Origin of the sequence: Mesorhizobium sp. B4-1-3 (assembly GCF_006439355.1) — a bacterium.
In the GTDB taxonomy this organism is placed as follows: Bacteria; Pseudomonadota; Alphaproteobacteria; order Rhizobiales; family Rhizobiaceae; genus Mesorhizobium.
On sequence record NZ_VFTG01000008.1, the window covers coordinates 31,468 to 54,407 of the forward strand.

The following is a 22,940-nucleotide window of genomic DNA, read 5'->3' on the forward strand; positions in this document are numbered from 1 at the left end:
AGCGTTGAAAACGGAGAGAAGAACCATGACACGCGTGTTGTTTCCGGCTCTGGCCTGTGCGCTGCTCACGATCTCGGGCGCAGCTTTCGCCGACACTCCCGTAGAGGCGGTGACCGACTTGAACGTTCGCGCTGGCCCCGGGCCGCAATATCCGGTTATCGGCGTGCTGGCGGCAGGGCAGTCGGCCACGCTTAATGGCTGCATCGAAGGCAGCAAATGGTGCACGATCGCCGAAGCCGATGGCAAGGGCTGGGTCTATTCCGACTATGTGACGGGCGATTTCGGCGGCAGCCGCGTCGTCGTGACCCGCCGCCCGGCCAATGCCGAGATCGCCGTCGTGGCGCCACCGACCGACAACATCTACACGACCGACACCTACACCGGCGCCATCGTTTCCAACGACGACGCCATCGACTCGATCGGCAGGCCGCTGGCCGAGGTCGGCACCTATGTCGCCACGCATCGGGTCGACCCGGTCTATCTCGACGGCGAGGTGGTGACCGGCGCCACGCTGCCCGACACGGTCGAGCTGCGCGAGATCCCCGATTACCGGTATCGCTACGTCTATGTGAACAACCAGCCGGCACTGGTCGATCCGGGTACGCGGCGCATCGTCTATGTGATGCGCTGATCGGCCTGATCGCCGTGAGAAGAGCGGCCGCCAGCCATGGCGGCCGCTCTTGCTTTCATGGCGGTGCGGTCGGTAATAGCGTGGTAACTGCGATCTCCTAGACCGATGTGGTGGAAGGCCTTCGGCAGGGGAGCCGCGTGACGATCGACAATGCCGCCTTCGAGGGCTATCGCCGCTCGCCGAACGAAAAGACCAGTTTGCCGCGGCTGTTCCTCGGCACGGCGATCGTCGTCGCCTTCTGGATGGCGGTGACGGCGCTGGTGCTGTTTGCCGGCACTTATATCTACATCGTCTGGCACCTGCCCGGCCCCTCGACCGGACAGTACATGCAGGATTTCCTGGCATCGCCGGCCGGAATCTTGAGCGCCCTGACGTCCTTTGCCGGCATCTGGATCGGCCTGTGGACGGCGATGCGCTTCCTTCACGGCGAGCCGATGTCCGCGCTCTTCGGCGTCACCCGTCATATCGCCGGTCTGGATTTCCTCAAGGGCCTGGTCGCGGTGCTGATCACCTCGCTCTTCTCCGAAGTCCTGCTCTATTGGCTGCAGCCGGAGATCGCGCGCGGACTGATCGCGTTCTCGTCCTGGCTGCTCTTCCTCATCCCGATCGTGCTGCTCGCTTTCCTGCAGACCTCATCGGAGGAAATGCTGTTTCGCGGCTATCTGCTGCGCGGCCTCGCCTATCGCTTCAGGAGCCCGTGGATCTGGGCGCTGCTGCCGGGCCTGCTGTTCACCTCGCTGCACTGGAATACGGCCTCGACTTTTGCCATCAACGCTAGCGTCTTCATCTCGATCGGCACCTTTGCGCTGCTGCTTACGCTGCTCGTCTATGTCACCGGCAATCTCGGCGCCGGGTTCGGCGCCCATCTCGCCAACAACCTGACCGGCTTCCTGCTGATCTCGCACCAGGAGGGCTATAATGGCTTTGCCCTGCTCAACGCCAAGCCGCTCGAAGGCCCCGGCTGGAGCGGGCTGGACGCCGTGCTCATCGCCGCCATCGGCATCGTCAGCACGCTTTTGACCATGCTCTTGCTTTTGCACCCCCGCTCGCCGCTCAAGGTGGCGACGAACAGGCAAAGCCTGGGCTGAACCTGCCGGATCGCGGCGTTTTGGCCCGAATTCCAGCCTCAGCCTTGACTCTGCGGCCGATTTCCTGTCTAGAGCCGCTGAATTTCCGCGACGTATCCTTCGCGAAAGCCGACCAGGACGCCGAAGCCTCTTCGAGGCCAGTGCTGTAAAGAGATCCCGGAGGCCAACACCCGGCAGCGCGATGCGCCCCCGGGTGCTTTTGGGCTTTGCGCTTTTGCTTGGCGACCCGGCGCGAACGCACTACCTCTCGGTTCGACCCGAACCGAGATCAAGGACCGCAGATGTTTGAATCCCTCCAGGAGCGTCTTGGCTCCATCCTGAACGGCCTGACCGGTCGCGGCGCATTGTCCGAGGCGGATGTCTCGGCGGCTCTGCGCGAAGTGCGCCGTGCGCTGCTCGAGGCCGACGTCGCGTTGGAAGTGGTGCGCTCCTTCACGGACAAGGTGCGCGAGAAGGCGGTCGGCGCCGCGGTGCTGAAGTCGATCAAGCCCGGGCAGATGGTCGTCAAGATCGTCCATGACGAGCTGGTCGACATGCTGGGCGCCGAGGGCGTCGCCATCGACCTCAACGCGCCGGCGCCCGTCGTCGTCATGATGGTCGGCCTGCAGGGCTCCGGCAAGACCACCACCTCGGCGAAGATCGCCAAGCGGCTGACCGAGCGGCAGAACAAGAAGGTCCTGATGGCCTCGCTCGACACGCGGCGGCCGGCCGCGCAGGAGCAGTTGCGCCAGCTCGGCGAGCAGACCAAGGTCGCAACGTTGCCGATCATCGCCGGCCAGAGCCCGGTCGACATCGCCAAGCGCGCCGTGCAGGCCGCGAGGCTCGGCGGCCATGACGTCGTCATCCTCGACACCGCCGGCCGCACCCATATCGACGAACCGCTAATGGTCGAGATGGCCGATATCAAGAAGGTGTCGAGCCCGCACGAGATCCTGCTGGTCGCCGACTCGCTGACCGGCCAGGACGCCGTCAATCTGGCGAAAAGCTTCGACGAACGTGTCGGCATCACCGGCCTGGTGCTCACCCGCATGGACGGCGACGGCCGCGGCGGCGCGGCGCTTTCCATGCGCGCCGTCACCGGCAAGCCGATCAAGCTCATCGGCACCGGCGAAAAGATGGACGGGCTGGAGGAATTCCATCCCAAGCGCATCGCCGACCGCATCCTCGGCATGGGCGACATCGTCTCGCTCGTCGAGAAGGCCGCCGAGACCATTGACGCCGAGCAGGCGGCAGCGATGGCCAGGAAGATGCAGTCGGGCAAGTTCGACCTGAACGACCTCGCCCAGCAGCTTCAGCAGATGTCGAAGATGGGCGGCATGGGCGGCATCATGGGCATGATGCCCGGCATGGGCAAGATGAAGGACCAGCTTGCCGCCGCCGGCTTCGACGACAAGATGTTCCGCCGGCAGCTCGCCATCATCTCCTCGATGACCAAGGCCGAGCGCGCCAACCCCGATATCCTGAAGCACTCGCGCAAGAAGCGCATCGCCGCCGGCTCAGGCACCGATGCGGCCGAGATCAACAAGCTCTTGAAGATGCATCGCGGCATGGCCGACATGATGAAGGCGATGGGCGGCAAGGGCAAAGGCGGCGGCCTCATGCGCGGCATGATGGGCGGCCTCGCCTCCAAGATGGGCCTTGGCGGCATGATGCCGGGCGGCGGCATGCCGGACCTTTCGAAGATGGACCCCAAGCAGCTCGAGGCCCTGCAGAAGCAGGCGCAGGCCGCCGGTCTCGGCAAGGGCCTGCCGGGCGGCTTGCCCGGCGGACTTCCCAGCGGCGGCGGGCTGCCGGGCCTGCCCGGCGGCATGAAGCTTCCAGGTCTTCCCGGACTGGGCGGCGGCGGGCTGCCCGGCCTCGGTAAGAAGAAGTGAGGGGGCGATGAACGAGGAGAAAGACATGGCCGACGCACGCGCCATCCTGGCCGGCTACCGCGCCTCGATCGACAACATCGACGCCGCCCTCATCCATATGCTGGCCGAACGCTTCCGCTGCACCAAGGCGGTCGGCGTGCTCAAGGCCGAGCATGGCCTGCCGCCCGCCGACCCGTCGCGCGAGCAGCAGCAAATCGCCCGCCTTCGCCAGCTGGCGAAGGATGCGAACCTCGATCCGGATTTCGCGGAGAAGTTCCTGAACTTCGTCATCCGCGAGGTGATCCGGCATCACGAACAGATCGCCGCTTCGAGCAGCGGCGCTACTAAAGACGCCGCCAATAACGGCGCTGCAAAAACCGGCTGAATAGCCGCAAACCAGATCAACGAAATCAGAGCTTTTAGGAGAAAAGAATGGCACTGAAGATCAGACTGGCCCGCGCGGGCTCGAAGAAGCGTCCTTACTACCACGTCGTCGTTGCCGACGCCCGTTCGCCGCGCGACGGCCGTTTCATCGAGTCGCTGGGTTCCTGGAACCCGCTGCTGCCGAAGGACGGCGAGCGCGTCAAGGTTGACGCCGAGCGCGTCAAGCACTGGCTGTCGCACGGCGCTCAGCCGACCGACCGCGTGCTGCGCTTCCTCGACGAAGCCGGTCTTGCCAAGCGCGAAACCCGCTCGAACCCGACAAAGGCCCTGCCCGGCAAGAAGGCGCAGGAACGCGCCGCGCTTCTGAAGAAAGCCCAGGAAGACGCCGCTGCGGCAGCAGCAGCCGCGACCGCCGCGCCGGCCGAGGCTGGAGCCGCCACCGCCGAGTAACCACGGCCTTTCGCTTACAAAAACGGCGGGCATGGGCCCGCCGTTTTCTTTTGGTTCGCTTGTTGCCTCAATAGCCGGACGGACAGCGGGCCACGTAGACGCGCCCGTAACGGTCGCGGTAGCGGCACTGGCCGGCCTCGCTGGCATGGCCGATCAATGCGCCGGCGACCGCGCCAACGGCGCCCCCTACCACCGCGCCTTGGACCGGATTACCCGCGACGGCCGCGCCGACCGCCGCGCCGCCCAGGCCGCCGATCGCCGCACCTTTTTCGGTCTGCGAGCAGGCGCCCAAGGCCATCGTCAGCACCAGGATGGTAATTGCTTTCTTCATAATCGTTCCTCTCTCACGCGGATCGCCGTCCTCGCCGCCATCGCATAAACTCACAGACGGCTAATTTGATCCAAGAAGAACCAAAATTACGGGCTGCGCCTGGCCAGATCTATCAGCTGAACGGGATCAGCGCGCGTACCCTCGGGTCGCGCAGATAGAGCCCGCCCCACAGGACAACGCCGAGATAGACGCCGAACAGCGTGTGCGAGAAGAGCGGATTGCCGATCCGCACATGCGTCGAAATCGCGCCGCCCATATAGGCGGTGAGCAGGATGGCGCCGAGCACGGAGGTGCGCGGGATGGCATAGAGGGCGGTCGAGACCAGCCCGATGACGCCGATCAGACGCGCGACATTGGCATCGCCCGGCCAGCCGAGCTCGGTCATCGTCTGGGTGACGATATCGAGCGGCGGCAGCTTGATGACGCCGTCGAAGATCATGAACAGGACCACGACGGCGCTGAGCGCGCGCCCGAGCCATAGGGCGCCTTTGGAAGCCGGCGCAGTTTCGGAAATGCTCATGGATGTTTCCTCCTGATGGTTCGATCCCTTTGCTGAGGTCGAACCAAGGACTCGCAATGGGACCGCGATCCTACAGGGTCCGGATTCTTTCCGGCGCAGGTTCCGTCAACCGCTCGTAAACGCCACTCGCCGCGATGAGGCGCACCAGCTCCGCCTGCCGCCGCGTCTCGGTCTTCTCGAACACGTGCTGCAGGTGGGTGCGCGCGGTGGTCAGGCTGATGCCGAGCTCGTCTGCGGCCGCCTGCAGACCTTCGCCGCGGGCGATCGCTATGGCCACGGCCGCCTCTGCCGGGGTCAGCCGATAGAGTTTGCGCAACTGGCCCTGCACGGTCCGCGGCGCGCTGTCCGGATCGGCCACGAACACGATCGCGGCGGGCCGGCCGGCCACGAACCAGGACGACTCGATCTTCAGCGGCGCCACCAGCACGCTCAGCGACCGTCGCGGCGGCGGCCGCGCGAGCGCCATCACGCCGCCCGCGGTGTCCGACCGTTCCGCGGCCGTGGCGATCAACCGCTGGAATTGTGCGGCATCCGCGCGCCTGGCTGCGCGCAGCGCCGATTTCTCCATCCTGATTCCGTCGGCTTCAGTGAGCAGCGCTTCGGCCGTCCGGTTGGCGAACAGGACCTCGCCGCTTGCCGCCACGATCAGCACGCCTTGGGCGACGCGATCGAGCGCCTCGACATTGGCACTCCTGGCGATCTCCGAACGCGATAGGCGCAATCCCACGCTCGCCGCGCGGACCAGATGCGGCCCGATACGGCGCAACCGGTCGAGGTGCTCGGGCTCGAACTCTCCTGTCGTCTCGGCGCGTCCGCAGGTGAACACGACGCGCGTGTCCGGCTCGTTGGCCAGCACGACTCCGATCGAGTGGCACATGTCGCCGGGCCGGCAGAAGTCGTTATAGAATTCGGAGCGCCGGTAGACCTCGCGCGGCAGGAGGTCCCAGATCGGGATCAGTGTGCCGGCGCGCAGCCTGGCGATGCGCGGCAGGAACACATTGGTCTTGTAGTAGTACCGCGCATAGGTGAGGTCCGCCTCGGGAGGCATGCGCACCGAATTCGCTTCGCTTCGCAACGTCCTTGTGTTCTGGAACGTGAGCTTGGTGGCGGCGCCTTCGAGGAAATCGGACAGCGTCTCGAGAACCTGCGGCCAGCGGCCGGGTTCGACCGCCGCATCGTAGATCTGCCCCACCATGCCGTCGAAGTCGTGCATGTGTGCCGGATGTCACCGCTCCCTCGCCTGAAGGGATTTGCAGTTTGCCGGAAGCCGGCTTCACTGACAACCATTCCCCGCCGCATCTCATATGTTCATACGAGGCGATCGCCTGAGGCCAGTGTGTAGCTATCGTGACGCCATCAAGCTTCACATCAACCACATGTGGTGAAAGATGCAAACGCGGGCAGCACCTGGTACTCAAACCGACTGGAATGGTACGCATTACGAAACGCTGCTGATGGCGCGCGAGACCGGCGGGAAGCTCGGGGCATTTGCATCCGATGCTGGCCCGGGCGACGGACCGCCGCGCCATCGCCACCCCAAATCCGACGAAGTCTTCGTCGTTCTCCAAGGGCGGCTGCGCTTCTGGCGTGCCGGGGAAGCCTGCGAACGCAGCGCCGGAGAAATCTTCCACATTCCCGCTGGCGTCGAGCACACCTTCGTCGTCGTCGAGCGTGCTCGATGGATCGCCATTCTGTCCCCGGGGGGTCTCGAAGGCTTTTTCCCGGCGGTTGCCGCGCAGGGACTGGAGATTCCGCGAGACGTGGCCGCAATCAAGGCGATTGCGACCGAGTTCGACATGGAAATTACCGGACCACCCTTGGGACACCCGCAAACGGCAGCTGATCCAGCCTGAGGGCCAGGAACATGTTCCGGGACGTCCTCCTTTAAGCAATTTCCAGGAAAGGTATAAGCGGTTGAGCTCGGCGCCTTCGCCGTAGCCATGCGTCCGGAATTGGGTCAAGACAGGAGAACAGCGCCACGCGCATCCCCGGGGGAAGCAAAACCATGAGCGGCGAGACGGACCTGCAAAAGCTGCTGGCATCGATGACGCCGCGGCTTCAACCGGAAACCTATGTCTTCGCGACCTTGCCGCTCGGCGCAAACTTGCCGGAAGGCGCGGAGCCGGTCATGCGCTTCATCGAGCGCGAGGGCATGACGCTGATCCTGGCCGAGAGACAGGCGAAGGCCGCCGGCCTTGCCGGCACGTTCCGCTGCCGGATGATCACGCTCGACATCCACTCCTCGCTGGAAGCCGTCGGCTTTCTTGCCGCGATCACCGCGAAGCTGGCGGCAGCCGGCATGGGCGTCAATCCGGTCTCGGCCTTCTATTACGACCATCTGTTCGTGCCGGCTGATAGGGCCGAAGAGGCGTTGGCGATATTGCAGCAGCTGGCGCGGCAAGCGGTGACTGACTTCAGCGCCTGAGCACATAGAGAACATCCGGCAAGCCTTCCTCATTGGTCGAGCCGTCGCCGAAGGCTTCGGCGCGAAAGCCATGGCGTTCGTAGAAGCGTCGCGCGCCGGTATTGGCCTGGAAGCAATGGAGCTTGACCACCGGCATGCCGGTGGTGGCTTGGGCAAGCAGCCGGCTGCCGATGCCTTGCCCGGTCCAGGCCGGATCGAGATAGAGCTGCTCGACCCATTCGCCGCCGATGGCGATGAAGCCGACGATGCGGCCGTCGGCGATGGCGACCGTCACCTGCTGATTGGGCAGCAGGATATCGCGGATGAAGAAGAGGTCTTCCTCAGGCGTGTGCAGGACCGGCATCCAGCTGAGGGCATTGAGCGACGCGCGCATCGTGATTGCGACGGCGGCGGCGTCCGAGCTTGTGGCTGGGCGTAGGATAACTTTGGTGCGATCGTCCATAGGCCGGCGCTGCCCCTCATCCGCCCTTCGGGCACCTTCTCCCCGTTGAACGGGGAGAAGGAAGAAGCGCCTCGGCCGCAGGCCGAGCATGCGACCGCAGGCCGCCGGCTTTCCGGCGCGCCCGCGCAGGGCCAGCCGCAGCAGCGGCGGTGCGGCCCGTGAGCGAAATTAAGCCGCCTTCTTCTTCGGCTGGATCAGGCCGCGCTCGACCAGGAGCTCGGCGATCTGCACAGCGTTCAGCGCCGCGCCCTTGCGCAGATTGTCGGAGACGACCCACATCGACAGGCCGTTGTCGACGGTGGAATCCTCGCGGATGCGCGAGATGAAGGTGGCGTCCTCGCCGGCCGATTCCAGCGGCGTGATGTAGCCGCCGTTCTCGCGCTTATCGAGCACCTGGCATCCAGGCGCCTCGCGCAGGATCTCGCGCGCCTCGTCAGCCGTGATCGGCTTTTCGAACTCGATGTTGACCGCTTCCGAATGGCCGATGAACACCGGCACGCGCACGCAGGTCGCCGTCAGCTTGATCTTGGGGTCGAGCATCTTCTTGGTCTCGGCCACCATCTTCCACTCTTCCTTGGTGAAGCCGTCATCGAGGAAGACGTCGATATGCGGGATGACGTTGAAGGCGATGCGCTTGGCGAACTTCTTGACGTCGACCTGGTCGGCGACGAACACCGCGCGGGTCTGGGTGAAGAGCTCGTCCATGCCTTCCTTGCCTGCGCCGGAGACCGACTGGTAGGTGGCGACGACGACGCGTTTGATGGTGGCGGCGTCATGCAGCGGCTTCAGCGCCACCACGAGCTGCGCCGTCGAGCAGTTCGGATTGGCGATGATATTCTTGCGCGAGAACAGCGAGATCGCGTCCGGGTTCACTTCCGGCACGATCAGCGGCACGTCCTGATCGTAGCGGAAGGCCGACGAATTATCGATGACGACGCAGCCCTGCTTGCCGATCTTGGGCGACCATTCCTTCGACACGTTGCCGCCCGCCGACATGACGCAGATGTCGGTGTCGGAAAAATCATACTGGTCGAGCGCCTTGACCTTCAGTGTGCGGTCGCCGAAGGACACTTCGGTGCCCTGGCTGCGCCGCGAGGCCAGCGCCACGACCTCGCTCACCGGGAAGCCGCGCTCGTCCAGAATGTTGAGCATTTCGCGGCCCACATTGCCCGTGGCGCCGACTACCGCAACCTTGAAACTCATCTGATATCTCCTGTCCCTCTCCGCTTGGTTGTTGGAGAAAACCCGCCGGCCTCATGCGGGTTTCGCCCCCCGGGCCGTACCCGGGAGAGGGTGGTTAGGCCAAGGGAATCACACCGTTTTGGTGGTGGTTTTGCCGGTTTTCTTGGCCAAGAATGGGATTTTGCTGGAACGGACGGACGCGTCTAAGCGCCCAGCCCAATGCCTTACATTGTGGCTGGGGGAGTCGAATGCAAGAAGAGCCATCGAAAGGCCGCGCATCGGAAAACCATCCCGTTCGACGCGGGCTTTTACGCGGTTTGGCCGAAGAGTCAATTGGCGTAGCGCCTCTCCTTCTCTCCTTGTGGGAGAAGGTGGATCGGCGCGCAGCGCCGAGACGGATGAGGGCGTTCCAGCGGAGTGAGACGCTGGCTTTCCCTGGAGCACCCCTCATCCGTCGCCTTCGGCGACACCTTCTCCCACCAGGCGAGAAGGGAAAGGCGCTGTCGTCTGCTCTGTACAACGGCGGCTGTAGCAAGTACGAACGGCGCAAATTTCGTTTGGCTGACGCAGTGCCGGCCTTGTGCTCCATGACGAGCGCAGAACCCCGAATTCCGAAAGAAGAAAATGTCGAGTTTCGAAACGATTGTTCCTGCGCTGGCTCAGGCGCTGGAAAAGCGCGGTTATTCGGCGCTGACGCCGGTGCAGAAGGCGGTGCTTGGGCCGGAGCTCGGAGAGGCCGACGCGCTGGTTTCGGCGCAGACCGGGTCCGGCAAGACCGTCGCTTTCGGCCTCGCCGTGGCGCCGACCCTGCTTGGCGGCGCTGAGCGCTTCGGCGACGCCGGAGCGCCGTTGGGCCTGGTTGTGGCGCCGACGCGCGAGCTGGCGCTGCAGGTGCGGCGCGAGCTGGAATGGCTTTACGAGCTGACCGGCGCGCATATCGCCTCCTGCGTCGGCGGCATGGACATGCGCACCGAGCGGCGCGCGCTGGAGCGCGGCGCCCATATCGTCGTCGGCACGCCGGGCCGGCTGCGCGACCACATCACGCGCGGCGCGCTCGAGATGTCGGCGCTGAAGGCCGTGGTGCTGGACGAAGCCGACGAGATGCTCGATCTGGGCTTCCGCGAGGACCTCGAGTTCATCCTCGATGCAGGGCCGGCGGGGCGCCGCACGCTGATGTTTTCCGCCACCGTGCCGCGTTCCATCGCCACGCTGGCGAAGAGTTACCAGCGCGACGCCGTGCGCATCTCGGCCGGCGGCGAGGAAAAGCAGCATCTCGACATCGAATACCGGGCGCTGTCCGTCGCGCCCGCCGATCGCGAGAACGCCATCATCAACGTGCTGCGCTATTACGAAGCGGCGAATGCGATGGTGTTCTGCAACACTCGCGCCGCCGTCAACCATCTCACCGCGCGCTTCAACAACCGCAATTTTGCCGTCGTGGCGCTCTCCGGCGAGCTCAGCCAGAACGAGCGCAGCCACGCCCTGCAGGCCATGCGCGACGGCCGCGCCAAGGTCTGCATCGCCACGGACGTCGCCGCGCGCGGCATCGATCTGCCCAATCTCGATCTCGTCATCCACGCCGACCTGCCCAGCAACCCTGAGACGCTGCTGCATCGCAGCGGCCGCACCGGCCGCGCCGGGCGAAAAGGGGTGAGCGCGCTGATCGTACCGGGCAACGCCCACCGGCGCGCCGAGCGGCTGCTCGCCAATGCCGGCCTGACCGCGGCCTGGGCGAGCCCGCCCTCGGCCGACGAGGTGCTGCGGCGCGATGACGAGCGCATCCTGGCCGATCCTTCCTTCGGCGAGCCGGTGAAGGACGAGGAGCGCGACTTCGCCGCGGCGCTCCTGGAACGACACGGCGCCGAGCTGGTGGCCGCAGCCTTCGTGCGGCTTTGCCGCGGAAGCCGGTCGGCGCCCGAAGATTTGATCGACGTCGCACCCTTCGCGCCGTCGAAGGAGAAGTTCGCGCGCCGCGAAGAAGCACCCGCTCGCCGCGACGATTTCGGCGACAGCGTCTGGTTCTCGCTTTCGGTCGGACGCCGGCAGAATGCCGAGCCGCGCTGGCTGATCCCGATGCTGTGCCGCACCGCCGGCATGTCCAAGCGCGAAATCGGCGCCATCAAGATGCAGCCGGAAGAGACCTTCGTCCAGATCGCCGCCGACTGGGCCGACCGCTTCGTCGCCGCGATCGGCCCTGACCGCAAGCTGCAGGGCAGCATCGCGGTCCGGCGCATCGACGGCACGCCGGACCTGTCGCGCGCCGGCTACCAGCCGCCGAAGCCGGACAAGAAACCGCATCGCGGCAAGCGGCCTTTCGACCAGGGTGCGCCCGAAGGCGTCCGCAAGCCGAAATTCGAGAAGCGCGCGCCAGCCGATCAGCGCCCGGCCTTCGAGGCAAAGCCTTGGGCCGGCAAACCGGGCAAGCCGAAATTCGACAAGGCCGGACCAGCCAAGCACAAGAAGGCGAAGAAGCGGCCGGCTTAATCGTCGGCTATGGCCCTGAGCGCCGGCCCGGTCAGTCGCAGAAAAACCTTCTGGCTGTGGCGCTCGGCGCCGAGCCGGTCGTAGAAGCGCAGCGCGCCCTCGTTCCAGTCTTCGGTCGTGAGGTCGATGCGGCCGATGCCCTTCATGAGGCAGTAGGCGGCGAGAAAGCCGACGAGCGCTCGGCCAATGCCCTTGTCACGGGCGCTGTCGCGCACGAACAGATCCTTCAGGAACATCAGCCTTTCGAGATCGATGCCCGGATGGGCGATCGCGACCGAGGCGAGCCCGGCCACCTCGCCACCCACGAAGGCCAAGGCGAAATGCGGATAGGCCGGGCTCTCATCGCCAAGCCATTGCCGAGTGGTGGCCGCCGCCCGGCTGTGATCGAGCGGCGCCTGCCGGTAGTGCGCCGCCATCGCGCAAAGCAGGGTGGCGAGCGCTTCGGCATCGTCGACCCTCGCCCAGCGAATGTCGACTGTCATACGATCACCCCAGGAACTTGGCGATAATGGCGTCACCCATCTCGGTGGTGCCGACTTCCTTCATGCCCGCGGAGAAAATGTCCTTGGTGCGCAGGCCGTCGTCGAGCACGGCGGCGATGGCCGCTTCGAGCCTGTCGGCTTCCGCCACCATGCCGAAGGAATAGCGCAGGCACATGGCGAAGGAGGCGATCATGGCGATCGGGTTGGCGATGCCCTTGCCGGCGATGTCGGGCGCTGAGCCGTGCACCGGCTCGTAGAGCGCCTTGCGCTTCTTGGTCTTGGCATCCGGCGCGCCGAGCGAAGCCGAAGGCAGCATGCCGATCGAGCCGGTGAGCATGGCGGCGATGTCGGAGAGCATGTCGCCGAACAGATTGTCGGTAACGATCACGTCGAACTGCTTCGGCCAGCGCACCAGCTGCATGCCGCCGGCGTCCGCCAGCATGTGGTCGAGCTTCACATCGGAGTACCGCGCCTTGTGCGTCTGGCTGACCACCTCGTTCCACAAAACGCCCGACTTCATGACGTTGCGCTTTTCCATGGATGTCACATGGTTGCGACGGGTCCGCGCGAGCTCGAAGGCGACGCCGGAGATGCGCTCGATCTCGAACGTATCGTAGACCTGGGTGTCGATGCCGCGCTTCTGGCCGTTGCCGAGATCGATGATCTGCTTCGGCTCGCCGAAATAGACGCCGCCGGTGAGCTCGCGCACGATCAATATGTCGAGGCCCTCGACCACCTCCTGCTTTAGCGAGGAAGAGGCGGCCAGCGCCGGGTAGCAGATCGCGGGCCTGAGATTGGCGAACAGCTCCATGTCCTTGCGCAGGCGCAAGAGCCCTGCCTCGGGGCGCACCTCGTAAGGCACGGCATCCCATTTCGGCCCGCCGACGGCGCCGAACAGCACGGCATCCGCCGCCATCGCCTTTTCCATGTCGGCATCCGAGATCGCCGCGCCATGCGCGTCGTAAGCGCAGCCGCCGACCAGGCCCTCGTCAGTGGCGAAGCCGCTGCCGAGCTTGTCGTTCATGGCCTTGATCAGCTTCTTCACCTCGGCCATCGCCTCGGGGCCGATGCCGTCGCCGGCGAGCAGGAAGAGATTTTTCGAAGCCATGGAGAACCGTCCCGGGAGAGAATGAGTTTCTATTTGCACAGCGTCCCTTGCGCGCCGAAGAGGCGCGCGGCGCTGTGCGGCCGGCGTCTTGCTAAACGGCGAACGCCCGGTGCGCAAGAGGATGGCGGGGCATTGCGAGGCCCGTCTGGCGTGGCACCGGTTCCTCTCCCCCGCCAGAGGCGGGGGAGAGGTGTCTGCGAAGCGGACGGAGAGGCGGCCTTCGTAGGACGCTCCCCTCTCCGTCTCGGCTTTGCCGAGCCACCTCTCCCCACTTCATGGGGCGAGGAACCCTAGCTACCGATGCGACAGAATATTCACCAGCCGCCCGAACGGATCGCGCACATAGAAACGCCGCACGCCCCAGGGTTCGTCGGCCGGGCCGTATTCGACGGCGAAGCCGGCCTTCTTCATACCCGCGAGCGCCGCGTCCACATCGTCGACCTCGATCGACAGGTCCGGCACCGGCGTGCCTGACCCGCCCTCGGCCATGAAGCTCACCTGCACCGTCATTGTCTCGGCCGAGCCGCAAGTGAGGATCCAGCCTTGATCCATGAGGACATCAAGTCCAAGCACGTCCTGGTAAAAGCGCTTGGCCGCCGCAATGTCGGGTGTTTCGATATTGGCGACGATGCGCCTGACCTTCACCATAAGCCGCTCCTTGCCTTTGCGTGTCCGGGGGCCCTCCGCATTGCCGCAACGGCCACCCTATGCCGTGCGCCGCAGTGCCGTCACCTCGATTTCGATCTTCATCTCCGGCTTGTTGAGCTGGCACACGATCATCGTCGCCGCCGGGCGGATGTCGCCGAACGCCTCGCCGAGGATCGGGAAGACCACGTCAACATGGGCCTGGTCGGTGATGTAGTAATGCGCCCGCACCACATCGGCCATGTCGAAGCCGCCCTCGGCCAGCGCCTTGGCGATTGTTGCGAGGCAGTTGCGCGTTTGCGCTTCGACGGTTTCCGGCATGGTCATCGTGGCATAGTCGTAGCCGGTCGTGCCGGAGACGAAGCACCAGTCGCCCTGCACCACCGCGCGCGAATAGCCGGCGGTCTTCTCGAAGGGGGAGCCGGTGGAGATGAGCTTGCGCATGGGGCCTCACGGATTGTTTCGACCATTTTGATATGCATCCGCGACTGGGTCGTGAGCCAGACAACACAACGCTGGCGGGACAGCGCCCCCCTCTGCCCTGCCGGACATCCCCCACGAGGGGGGAGATCAGACGTCGCGCCGGCTTTCGCCAATCGCCAGCATCGCAGAATAAGCAGGGCGCCGAAACTGCCAATCTCCCCTCTTGTGGGGGAGATGTGCGGCAGGACAGAGGGGGGCGCGAAGGATCGCGGCCCGGCAGAAGTGGGCTTAATTTCCCGACCCTTGCGCGTCGTCATAAGCCTTCTTGACGTCCGCCGGCCAATCCTTCAGCGGCGGCCAGGCCTGCGGCTCGCCATTGTCGCCGCGGCGGGCGAAATAGACCTTCTGCTTGGCCGGATCGACGGCCATGAAGCCGTCATTGCCGCCGCAGTCATGCGGCACGCAGCCGGTGGCGTAGAAGGCGCCGGACGCCGTCTTTTCGGTGCCGCCGCCGACCAGCAGGCTGGTCGCCATGTCGGGCATGTCGCTGCCCAGCAGCGCCTGTCCGGCCTTATAGACGGCCTCGTTGTGGAAGGCGTCGATGATGTTGTCCAGTTTCGATGGATCGACATCCTTCCAGTCGGTGCCGGGCTCCGGCGTGTAGGTCAGAGTGCCGGATGTCGTGAGCCCTGCGGTGGGCGACCATTGCAGCGCCGGCCGTGTCTGTCCCGGCAGCAGGTAGGGCACGAAATAGATGGCGCTGTCGGAGACTGCTGCCGGCGGCGCGCCGCATTCGTCCTGCTCGACGGTGGTGGTCTGTATCTCGCCGTCCTTCTTCCAGACGATGACCTTGGCCGGGCCGCACTGGTTGCCGCCGTCGCCGACATCGACCAGCGCCACGTTGACGTCGCCGATCTTGACGATCTTGTCGAAAAAGACGTCGTAATTGCTGGCCAGCTGCTTGCCGTCATAGGCAAGCACCTTCTCGCCGTCCTGCTCCGGCTGCGTGATGGTGAGCTGCCCGCCCTCGAACGGGATCGGCGCCTGCTTATCGTCATCCGGCGCGGCCTGGTCGCTGCCCGACCCCTGGTCGGCCGCACCCTGATCGGCAGCCGGCTGGTCGGACGCGGCGGGCGTCGGCTGCGTGGCCGGCGCGGTGGTTTGCGCATTGGCGCCGATCGCGGCGAGAAGGATTGCCACCGAAGCAGCCAGAAGCGAGCGTGTCATGACTGTCCCTCCATTCAGCCGCGCGAGCCCAACCGGCAAGGGGCGGGCTTATCGATTTGAAGCCGTGCCGCTCAGAGACTGTTTCGAAATTCGCTCCGGCGAGTCATATGGTGGTGGTTTCGAGAACCGGAGCGGAGCGGACATTCAGGTCCGTGAGCACCGGAAGCGCAGAAACCACCATCAGATGGCCGCCGGAGTAGATTTCCAAACGGTCTCTCAGGCCCAGGGGCGCAGCTCGGCGTTCTTCTTCTCGAAGGACGCGATGGCGCTGGCCTTCTCCATGGTCAGCCCGATATCGTCGAGGCCGTTCAAGAGGCAGTGACGCTTGAAATCGTCGAGGTCGAATTTGACCACGCCGCCATCCGGCCCGCGGATTTCCTTCGCCTCAAGGTCGATCGACAGCGTCGCATTGGAGCCGCGCGAAGCGTCGTCCATCAGCTTGTCGAGGTCTTCCGGGCTGACCACGATCGGCAGGATGCCGTTCTTGAAGCAATTGTTGTAGAAGATGTCGGCGAACGAGGTCGAGATCACGCAACGGATGCCGAAATCGAGCAGCGCCCAGGGCGCATGCTCGCGGCTCGAGCCGCAGCCGAAATTGTCGCCGGCGACCAGGATCTGCGCCTTGCGGTAGGCCGGCTTGTTGAGCACGAAATCCGGGTTCTCCGAACCGTCCTCATTGTAGCGCATCTCGGCGAATAGCCCGGTGCCGAGCCCGGTGCGCTTGATCGTCTTGAGATAATCCTTCGGGATGATCATGTCGGTGTCGACATTGACGATCGGCATCGGCGCGGCGACGCCGGTGAGCTTGGTGAATTTATCCATGGTCCTTGCCCGTCTTCTTCGTGGCTTGCGGGGAATTTTGCCGGACGGTTTACACAAAGCCGACGGTAAATGGAAGGCAACTGTTCGTGCGCGGGCCTTGGGCCATAATCGGGTACGGCATGCGTGTCGAAGCTGGAACACCTCAAAACGGCTTCGAAATCCTGACCGGCTGGTGCAATCTGCGGCCATGGCTGATCCTTCCAAAGTCCTTTACGCCAGCGAGCCCGCCCTCGATGTCGCCGAATTCCGCCGCGTGCTGGTCGACTCCGGCCTCGGCAAGGTACGGCCCGTCGATGACGGGGCCCGGCTGCAAACCATGCTGGACAACGCCAATCTGGTGCTGACCGCACGGCTCGACCGGCCGGACCGGCAACTGGTCGGCGTCGCGCGCGGCATGACCGATTTCTCCTGGGTCTGCTACATTTCCGACCTCGCTGTCTCGAAGGCGGCGCAAGGGCTCGGCGTCGGCAAGGGCCTGATGGACGAGGCGCAGCGCCGGCTCGGCCCTTCGGTCGCCATCAGCCTGATCTCGATGCCCGACGCCGTCGGCTTCTACGAGCGCATCGGCATGACACGCATGACCGACGCCTTCTGGTTCTCCCGCAAGCGCTGACCTGCTGACGATCTCATGGGCTGCAGTCGCCAATTCTTTTGAGCTTGACATGCAACCAAATGATTGCATATTAATGACATGAGCATGGATGCCGTCTTTCGCGCTTTGGCCGACCCGACCCGCCGGCAATTGCTGGACAGCCTCCATGCAAGGAACGGGCAGACACTGAACGCGCTCTGCGAAAACATGGAGATGACGCGCCAGGCGGTGACCAAGCACCTCGCGATCCTCGAGGAGGCGAACCTCGTCACCACCATGCGCCGGGGCCGCGAGAAGGAGCACTACCTCAATCCCGTTCCGATCAACGAGATCGCCGAGCGGTGGATCGGCAAGTTCGAGCGGGGGCGGCTTGCTGCCCTCAGCGACCTGACACAACGCCTGGAAAGGGAAGAGCCGTGAGCGAGAACAGTTTTGTCTATGTCACCTACATCCGCACGACGCCTGAAAAACTTTGGCAGGCGCTGACCGATCCGGAGTTCAACCGGCAGTTCTTCCTTTGCTCCCATCAGGAGAGCGACTGGAAGGTCGGCTCGAGCTGGAAGCTGGTCTTCCCTGACGGGCGCATCGCCGACTCCGGCGAGATCCTCGAGATCGACCCGCCGAAACGCCTCGTCATCAAATGGCGCAACGAATGGCTGCCCGAGGTGAAGGAGGACGGCTACACGCGCTGCACCTTCACCATCGAGCCGGACGGCGAATTGATGAAGCTCGCCGTCGTCCACGAGGCCGACGGCCCGCACAGGCTGATCCCGAACGTCGCCAAGGGCTGGCCGCTGGTGCTGGCGAGCCTCAAGAGCCTGCTCGAAACCGGCAAGGGTTTCGAGCGTCCGCCCTCAAAGGCATGAACGATTGTTCCGAGACAATTTGCCGGAGGTGCACGCAATGCTGCAACTGACCTTGCCCCAAGCTATGGCGAACGCCGACACGGTCATGGCCTCGTCCGAGCTTCCCGCCTCGCCGGACCGGGTCATTGCCGCGCTGGCCACTCGGGAGGTCGAGCGCTGGTGGGGTTCCCCCGAAACCTACTGCATGGCCGGCTGGAACGCCGATCTGCGCGTCGGCGGAAGCTGGCGTGTCACGGTGCGAACCGCTGACGGCAGGCGCCTGCCCGTGGGCGGAGAGTTTCTCGAAATCGAAATGCCGCGCCGAATTGTGCAGACAAGGCGTTACGGCTGGGACCATCCGACGCTCGGCCGTAAGGACACGACGGTCGCCTATCTGCTGGAGCCGATCGCCGGCAGCACGCGGCTCACCGTCTGCCATGGCGGCTTCGCGGGTTTCCCCGACGCCGCAGCGGAGCATGCTGAAGGCTGGGCGCGGGTGCTTGGGTGGCTGCAGGCCTATCTCGACGCGCGGCAGACGGCCTGAAGCTCTCCCTTGACCCGCAATCCTGCCTGTCCAGATTTTGGGCATGAAGAACAGCCGCTGTCTCGTGGGAACCGCCGGATGGAGCATACCGGCAGTGTACAAACCTTCCTTCCCGGCAGCCGGTTCGCAGCTTGAACGCTATGCGGCGCGGCTTCCGGTCGTGGAGATCAATTCGTCCTTCAACAAGCCGCATCGCCGGGAAACCTATGAGCGCTGGGCGCGCTCCGTCCCGGATCGTTTTCGCTTTTCCGCAAAACTCCCCAGAGCCGTGACGCATGAACACCGCCTGGAAGATTGCGATGATCTTCTGGACGTTTTCCTGGGTCAGGTCGCAGGGCTCGGTGCCAAGCTTTCGCTGCTCCTGGTTCAACTGCCGCCCAGCCTGCGGTTCGAACCCGAAGCCGCCAAAAACTTCTTCACCATGCTGCGCGCAAAGAGCGACCGACGCCTGGTCTGCGAACCCCGTCACCCCAGTTGGTTCGAACCCGAGGCCGAGACCTTGCTGAACCGCTTTCACATTGGCCGCGTTGCAGCCCACCCTGCTCCCGTGCCTGCCGCCGCCATGCCTGGCGGCTGGCGCGAGCTCGCCTATTTTCGTTTTCATGGCGCGCCGCGCGTCTACTATTCGGACTACGAGGCCGATCAGCTTCGGGATATCGGCGAGCGGCTTGCCGAAATCAGCGCATCGGCCGCCGAGGTCTGGTGCATCTTCGACAACACGGCACGAGGGCACGCGCTCGGCAATGCACTGTCGGTCGACGCGACCGTTTGTCAGATGACGTTCAGCTCCCGGAACGCCCGTCCCTCGGCCACTCGCTCATATCCGAACGCCCTGCAGTCCACCGTGCGGTAGCCGCCATGCACGATGAGCTCGGCGATCGACTTGCCGACCGCCGGCGCCTGCTGCAGGCCGTGGCCGGAGAAGCCGTTGGCGAACAGGAAGTTCGTAACCTCCGGATGCGGACCGATCACCGCGTTCTGGTCGAGCGTGTTGTAGTCGTAATGCCCGACCCAGGCGCGCGTAGGCTTGATGGCCTCGAAAGCCGGAATGCGCGTGGCCAAGGTCGGCCAGATCACCTCTTCGAACAGTGGCCAGTTGACGTCGAAATCCTTCGGATCGGGCGCGACATCGCCTTCCTCCGGCTCGGCGCCGCCGGTGAGGTAGACCGAGCCTTCCGGCCGCACATAGATGCCGCTTGGATCGACCAGGAGCGGCATGTCGGCATATTTCTCGCGCGCCTCGAAGACGAAGACGTTACGCTTGCGCGGCTCGACCGGCAGCTCGAGCCCGGCGAAAGCCGCGACCTTGCCGGCGTTCGGCCCGGCGGCGTTGACGACGATGCCGGCTTCGAGCGTCTCGCCATTGTCGAGGCTGACGCCGGTGACTCGGTTGCCCTCGCGCTTGACGCCGGTGGCGGAAGCCGTGATGAAATCGATCTTCTTGTCGCGCAGCGCCTTGCGGAACAGCGTCAGCAACGCATGCGCATCGAACCAGCCCTCGCCGCTGCGGCCAAAGGCGCCTGCGTAAACATCCTCGACCGACAGCCAGGGAAAGCGGCGCGCCAATTGCCCTGCGTCCTCGAGCAGGATATCGGCGCCCTCGGCGACCTGTGTCGCGTGATTGGCCTTGAGGATCGGCAGCCCGGCCTCGCCGGCAAGGATGAGATAGCCACCCTCGCGGAAGCCGATATCGGCATCGGCGCCGAACGTCTCTTTCAGCCGCCGGAACAGTTTCAGCGTGAACTGCGACAGGCGGATGTTTTCCGGGATCGAGAATTGCTGGCGGATCGAGGCGAGCGACAAGGTCGTCGCCGCGTGGGAAAACTGCGGATCGCGCTCGATCAGCGCGATCGAGCCGGTAAAGCCCTCCTCGCGCAAATAGTAGGCAACCGAGGACCCGACGATGGCTCCCCCGATGATGACGATGTCGTAGCGCATTTTTTCTCCGATCCAGAGCAATTCCAGGGAAAGCATCCGCCCGGAATTGCGTAGAAAGCCGCTCGCGTCTCACGCAACCGGCAGATCGATCTCGAAGCGCGTGCCGGCTTCGGAGTCAACCAGCCTGATCGTGCCATCATGCGCTTTCAGGAGGGCCAGCACGATGCCGAGGCCCATGCCGGTGCCGCCGGACTCCCGCCTTGTGGTGAAGAACGGCTCGAAGATCCTGGCGCGGTTGGCGGCCGAGACGCCGTCGCCGTCGTCGCCGATCCGGACCGACGCGCGCTCGCCGCAGGCCGAGGCGTGGATCGCCACCTGTCGGGCGCCATGCCTTGCCGAATTGTCGATGAGGTTGGCGAGCACGATGCCGAGATTCTCGGCCGAGATGCCGAGCCTGATGTCGCCGCCGCCCTCAAGCCGCGCTTCCAGCCTTGTGTCGATAGGCAAGGATGCCAAGGCGGCATGAAGCGTCGTGCTTTCGCCGCTCGGTTCCAGGTTTTCGGCGCGCGCCAGGTCGAGCAGCCGCCGCACCAGGAGATTGAGCCGTCCGGCATCGGTGACGATGTTGTTGGAGAATCGCTTGCGCTCGGCTTCATCCATCGCGCCGCCGGAATCGCGCAGCAGCTCCGCGGCGCCCTGGATCGCCGTCAGCGGCGATTTCAGCTCATGCGAGACATGGGTGGCGAAGGTCTGGATGCTATCGGAGCGCGCCTGCAGCTTGGTCGCCATGTCGAGGAAGGCCGTCGACAGCGCCGCCATCTCGCGCGTGCCGTGATGGGCGAGCGGCCTGATCGCCTCGCGATCGCCGGCGGCGATGCGCTTTGTCCGCTCGATCAGCGCATAGATCGGCCGGCTGACGGTGCGGATGAACACCAGCGCGATCAAGAGCGTGCCGCCGACGATGGTGATCGCCGCCAACGTCACCTTGCCGCGTTCGCCATAGAGGTGCTTGACGATGTTGTTCGGCGTTCGCGACAGATAGACCACGCCCGCGACCCGGCCATCGAGCTCGACCGGCATGGCGACGAAGACGCGCACCCTGGTGCCGCGGCTGACCGAATAGAGCGGCGGCGCCGGCTGGTCGGGGATCCTCAGGCGCAATTCGCTGGCATAGAGGCCCGAAAGCGCGGTCCGTACCTCCTCGACATCGCCAAGCGACCGGCCGACCTCGTCGCCGCCGGCAATCACCACGCCATGCGGATCGAGCAGGCGGAAGCCGGCAAGCGTCGTTTTCTGCGTTTGGTCGAGAATGCCGTCGAGCCGGGACCCGATGGCGGCGAAGGCCGGGTCGGTGGTGGCGGGAAGCGCCGCGGGACGCATCGGCATGACATCGTCGGAGGCAAGGTCGAGCCGCGGCTCGATCGGATCGTAGGGATAGTTGTTGTCCTTCGCCGGATCGGCCGAAATCGGCGAACCCAGCCTTTCCTGGGGAATGCCGGCCGCGCGCACCTCCTGGGCATAGAGGGCCGCGACCACAGCGCCCTGCGCGATGAGCTCTCCCTCGGTCTGGCGGATCAGCTGGTTCTCATAGAGCCGGAAGAAGAACAGCCCGACCAGCGGCAGCGCCATGACCACGATCAGGATGGCGATGACGACGGTGGCAAGCCGCGGCCGCCACCTTTCCTTGCTCAACCACCGCATCGGCCGAGCCGGAAGCCGACGCCATGCACCGTCCCGATCGCATCGAGACAGCCGACCGCCGCCAGCTTGGCCCGCACGTTGCGGATGTGGCTGTCGACCGTGCGTTCCGAGACATGGATGTTGGAGGCATAGGCATTGGCCATCACCGCGTCGCGGCCGAGCACGTGTTGCGGCCGGGCGAGGAAGCCTTTCAGGATGGCGAATTCGATCGCCGTCAGGGTGAGCGGCTTGCCGTCGAAGCTCGCTTCATGGCTTGCCGGGATGAGCATGAGCTTGCCATGCGCGAATTCCCGATCGTCGGCTTCCTCTTCCACAATGGCCGGCCGCGCCCGCCGCAGGATGACGTTGACGCGGGCGACCAGCTCGCGCGGGCTGAACGGCTTGGTCACATAGTCGTCGCCGCCCATCTCCAGCCCGAGCACCCGGTCGATCTCCTCGTCGCGCGCGGACAAGAACAGCACCGGCAGGTCGGATTTTTGCCTCAGCCTGCGGCAGACCTCCAGCCCGTCCATCTCCGGCATGCCGATATCGAGGACGATGAGGTCGGGCGTGCGCTGCTCGACCGCCTGGAGCGCCGCGGCTCCGTTGGCGACGGCGGCTGTCTTCATGCCGGCCTTTTCCAGCGCGAAGCAGATGATCTCGCGGATATGCGGGTCGTCGTCGGCGACGAGGATGTTGTGCGGCATCGATCAATAGCCCGGCGGGTAAGCTTGGGTGACGGCAGGATTAGAGCAATTCCATGGAGAAGTGCGAAATTGTTTTCGGTCGCGAGCTGCAACGACATGAACCGACAAAGGGCGCGGGCATTTTTGCGCCTGCCTGTGCGAGGCCCATGGCAGGGTTGGCAAAGAGCGTCATCGCCGGACCCTCCCCGGCGTGTCCG

General features: G+C 65.1%; 27 protein-coding genes. 13 read left to right on the forward strand and 14 right to left on the reverse strand.

Translation table 11 applies throughout. The annotated features are described in order from the left end of the window. Positions 1–25: 25 nt before the first annotated feature. The 5 genes from FJW06_RS12820 to rpsP all read left to right on the forward strand — a co-directional run bounded on the left by FJW06_RS12820 (position 26) and on the right by rpsP (position 4,406). Entirely contained in the window at positions 26–631 is a 606-nt protein-coding gene (locus FJW06_RS12820) for a DUF1236 domain-containing protein (protein ID WP_140752161.1), read from the forward strand. 137 nt (positions 632–768) lie between these two features. Beyond that, positions 769–1,719 carry a type II CAAX endopeptidase family protein gene (locus tag FJW06_RS12825; RefSeq protein ID WP_140752163.1) on the forward strand — a complete coding sequence of 317 codons (951 nt, stop codon included), beginning with the start codon at positions 769–771 and terminating at the stop codon, positions 1,717–1,719. Positions 1,720–2,000: 281 nt separating this feature from the next. Then, positions 2,001–3,593, forward strand: a complete 1,593-nt coding sequence (gene ffh / locus FJW06_RS12830; protein WP_140752165.1) for a signal recognition particle protein — start codon at positions 2,001–2,003, stop codon at positions 3,591–3,593. A gap of 7 nt (positions 3,594–3,600) precedes the next feature. Next, the gene (locus FJW06_RS12835; RefSeq protein WP_140752167.1) at positions 3,601–3,957 is read left to right on the forward strand and encodes a chorismate mutase; all 357 of its coding nucleotides are present in this window, start codon (positions 3,601–3,603) and stop codon (positions 3,955–3,957) included. A gap of 47 nt (positions 3,958–4,004) precedes the next feature. After that, positions 4,005–4,406 (forward strand): 30S ribosomal protein S16, encoded by a 402-nt coding sequence (rpsP, locus tag FJW06_RS12840; protein WP_140752169.1) that lies wholly within the window; start codon positions 4,005–4,007, stop codon positions 4,404–4,406. A 67-nt stretch (positions 4,407–4,473) separates the two neighbouring features. Here the strand turns inward: rpsP and FJW06_RS12845 are convergent, their stop codons facing one another. The 3 genes from FJW06_RS12845 to FJW06_RS12855 all read right to left on the reverse strand — a co-directional run bounded on the left by FJW06_RS12845 (position 4,474) and on the right by FJW06_RS12855 (position 6,470). Further along, on the reverse strand, positions 4,474–4,737 hold the full coding sequence (locus FJW06_RS12845; protein ID WP_140752171.1) for a YMGG-like glycine zipper-containing protein: 264 nt from the start codon (positions 4,735–4,737) through the stop codon (positions 4,474–4,476). A gap of 112 nt (positions 4,738–4,849) precedes the next feature. After that, positions 4,850–5,257 carry a DoxX family protein gene (locus FJW06_RS12850; protein ID WP_140752173.1) on the reverse strand — a complete coding sequence of 136 codons (408 nt, stop codon included), beginning with the start codon at positions 5,255–5,257 and terminating at the stop codon, positions 4,850–4,852. A gap of 70 nt (positions 5,258–5,327) precedes the next feature. Continuing rightward, positions 5,328–6,470: a LuxR C-terminal-related transcriptional regulator gene (locus FJW06_RS12855; RefSeq protein ID WP_140752175.1), complete on the reverse strand. Its 1,143-nt coding sequence runs from the start codon at positions 6,468–6,470 to the stop codon at positions 5,328–5,330. A 241-nt stretch (positions 6,471–6,711) separates the two neighbouring features. On the opposite strand from FJW06_RS12855, the gene FJW06_RS12860 reads away from it, so the two are divergent. Both FJW06_RS12860 and FJW06_RS12865 read left to right on the forward strand, forming a co-directional pair. Then, positions 6,712–7,110 carry a cupin domain-containing protein gene (locus FJW06_RS12860; RefSeq protein WP_181178275.1) on the forward strand — a complete coding sequence of 133 codons (399 nt, stop codon included), beginning with the start codon at positions 6,712–6,714 and terminating at the stop codon, positions 7,108–7,110. Between the two features lie 152 nt (positions 7,111–7,262). Further along, complete coding sequence (locus FJW06_RS12865; protein WP_140752179.1) at positions 7,263–7,682, forward strand: ACT domain-containing protein; 420 nt, start codon at positions 7,263–7,265, stop codon at positions 7,680–7,682. Here FJW06_RS12865 and FJW06_RS12870 read toward each other — a convergent pair. Beyond that, the gene (locus FJW06_RS12870; RefSeq protein ID WP_140752181.1) at positions 7,672–8,124 is read right to left on the reverse strand and encodes a GNAT family N-acetyltransferase; all 453 of its coding nucleotides are present in this window, start codon (positions 8,122–8,124) and stop codon (positions 7,672–7,674) included. The genes FJW06_RS12865 and FJW06_RS12870 overlap by 11 nt on opposite strands. Before the next feature lie 168 nt (positions 8,125–8,292). Further along, a complete protein-coding gene (locus FJW06_RS12875) occupies positions 8,293–9,327 on the reverse strand; it encodes an aspartate-semialdehyde dehydrogenase (protein WP_140752183.1) in 1,035 nt (344 codons plus the stop codon). A gap of 603 nt (positions 9,328–9,930) precedes the next feature. Here FJW06_RS12875 and FJW06_RS12885 point away from each other — a divergent pair. Further along, positions 9,931–11,790: a DEAD/DEAH box helicase gene (locus FJW06_RS12885; RefSeq protein ID WP_140752187.1), complete on the forward strand. Its 1,860-nt coding sequence runs from the start codon at positions 9,931–9,933 to the stop codon at positions 11,788–11,790. Here FJW06_RS12885 and FJW06_RS12890 read toward each other — a convergent pair. The 6 genes from FJW06_RS12890 to leuD form a co-directional block, all read right to left on the reverse strand. Then, positions 11,787–12,272, reverse strand: a complete 486-nt coding sequence (locus FJW06_RS12890; RefSeq protein WP_140752189.1) for a GNAT family N-acetyltransferase — start codon at positions 12,270–12,272, stop codon at positions 11,787–11,789. The genes FJW06_RS12885 and FJW06_RS12890 overlap by 4 nt on opposite strands. A gap of 4 nt (positions 12,273–12,276) precedes the next feature. Next, positions 12,277–13,380 carry a 3-isopropylmalate dehydrogenase gene (gene leuB / locus FJW06_RS12895; protein ID WP_140752191.1) on the reverse strand — a complete coding sequence of 368 codons (1,104 nt, stop codon included), beginning with the start codon at positions 13,378–13,380 and terminating at the stop codon, positions 12,277–12,279. Positions 13,381–13,674: 294 nt separating this feature from the next. Beyond that, complete coding sequence (locus FJW06_RS12900) at positions 13,675–14,025, reverse strand: VOC family protein (protein ID WP_140752496.1); 351 nt, start codon at positions 14,023–14,025, stop codon at positions 13,675–13,677. A 60-nt stretch (positions 14,026–14,085) separates the two neighbouring features. Further along, entirely contained in the window at positions 14,086–14,469 is a 384-nt protein-coding gene (locus FJW06_RS12905; RefSeq protein ID WP_140752193.1) for a RidA family protein, read from the reverse strand. Positions 14,470–14,736: 267 nt separating this feature from the next. Beyond that, positions 14,737–15,675, reverse strand: a complete 939-nt coding sequence (locus FJW06_RS12915; RefSeq protein WP_140752195.1) for a hypothetical protein — start codon at positions 15,673–15,675, stop codon at positions 14,737–14,739. A 216-nt stretch (positions 15,676–15,891) separates the two neighbouring features. Next, the gene (leuD, locus tag FJW06_RS12920) at positions 15,892–16,497 is read right to left on the reverse strand and encodes a 3-isopropylmalate dehydratase small subunit (protein ID WP_140752197.1); all 606 of its coding nucleotides are present in this window, start codon (positions 16,495–16,497) and stop codon (positions 15,892–15,894) included. 187 nt (positions 16,498–16,684) lie between these two features. On the opposite strand from leuD, the gene FJW06_RS12925 reads away from it, so the two are divergent. From FJW06_RS12925 to FJW06_RS12945, 5 genes are all read left to right on the forward strand, one after another. Continuing rightward, complete coding sequence (locus FJW06_RS12925; RefSeq protein ID WP_140752199.1) at positions 16,685–17,110, forward strand: GNAT family N-acetyltransferase; 426 nt, start codon at positions 16,685–16,687, stop codon at positions 17,108–17,110. Positions 17,111–17,188: 78 nt separating this feature from the next. Continuing rightward, positions 17,189–17,509 (forward strand): metalloregulator ArsR/SmtB family transcription factor, encoded by a 321-nt coding sequence (locus FJW06_RS12930; RefSeq protein WP_140752201.1) that lies wholly within the window; start codon positions 17,189–17,191, stop codon positions 17,507–17,509. Further along, positions 17,506–17,955, forward strand: coding sequence for an SRPBCC family protein (locus tag FJW06_RS12935; protein ID WP_140752203.1), 450 nt, complete (start codon positions 17,506–17,508; stop codon positions 17,953–17,955). Before FJW06_RS12930 ends, FJW06_RS12935 begins: the two co-directional genes overlap by 4 nt. A gap of 37 nt (positions 17,956–17,992) precedes the next feature. Then, positions 17,993–18,478 (forward strand): SRPBCC domain-containing protein, encoded by a 486-nt coding sequence (locus tag FJW06_RS12940; protein ID WP_140752205.1) that lies wholly within the window; start codon positions 17,993–17,995, stop codon positions 18,476–18,478. Positions 18,479–18,521: 43 nt separating this feature from the next. Continuing rightward, complete coding sequence (locus FJW06_RS12945) at positions 18,522–19,331, forward strand: DUF72 domain-containing protein (protein WP_140752207.1); 810 nt, start codon at positions 18,522–18,524, stop codon at positions 19,329–19,331. Here FJW06_RS12945 and FJW06_RS12950 read toward each other — a convergent pair. From FJW06_RS12950 to FJW06_RS12960, 3 genes are all read right to left on the reverse strand, one after another. After that, positions 19,250–20,416 (reverse strand): FAD-binding oxidoreductase, encoded by a 1,167-nt coding sequence (locus FJW06_RS12950; protein ID WP_140752208.1) that lies wholly within the window; start codon positions 20,414–20,416, stop codon positions 19,250–19,252. The genes FJW06_RS12945 and FJW06_RS12950 overlap by 82 nt on opposite strands. 69 nt (positions 20,417–20,485) lie before the next feature. Further along, a complete protein-coding gene (locus FJW06_RS12955) occupies positions 20,486–22,057 on the reverse strand; it encodes a HAMP domain-containing sensor histidine kinase (RefSeq protein WP_140752210.1) in 1,572 nt (523 codons plus the stop codon). After that, the gene (locus tag FJW06_RS12960; protein WP_140752212.1) at positions 22,045–22,743 is read right to left on the reverse strand and encodes a response regulator transcription factor; all 699 of its coding nucleotides are present in this window, start codon (positions 22,741–22,743) and stop codon (positions 22,045–22,047) included. The genes FJW06_RS12955 and FJW06_RS12960 overlap by 13 nt, the downstream gene beginning before the upstream one ends. Between the last annotated feature and the right edge of the window lie 197 nt (positions 22,744–22,940).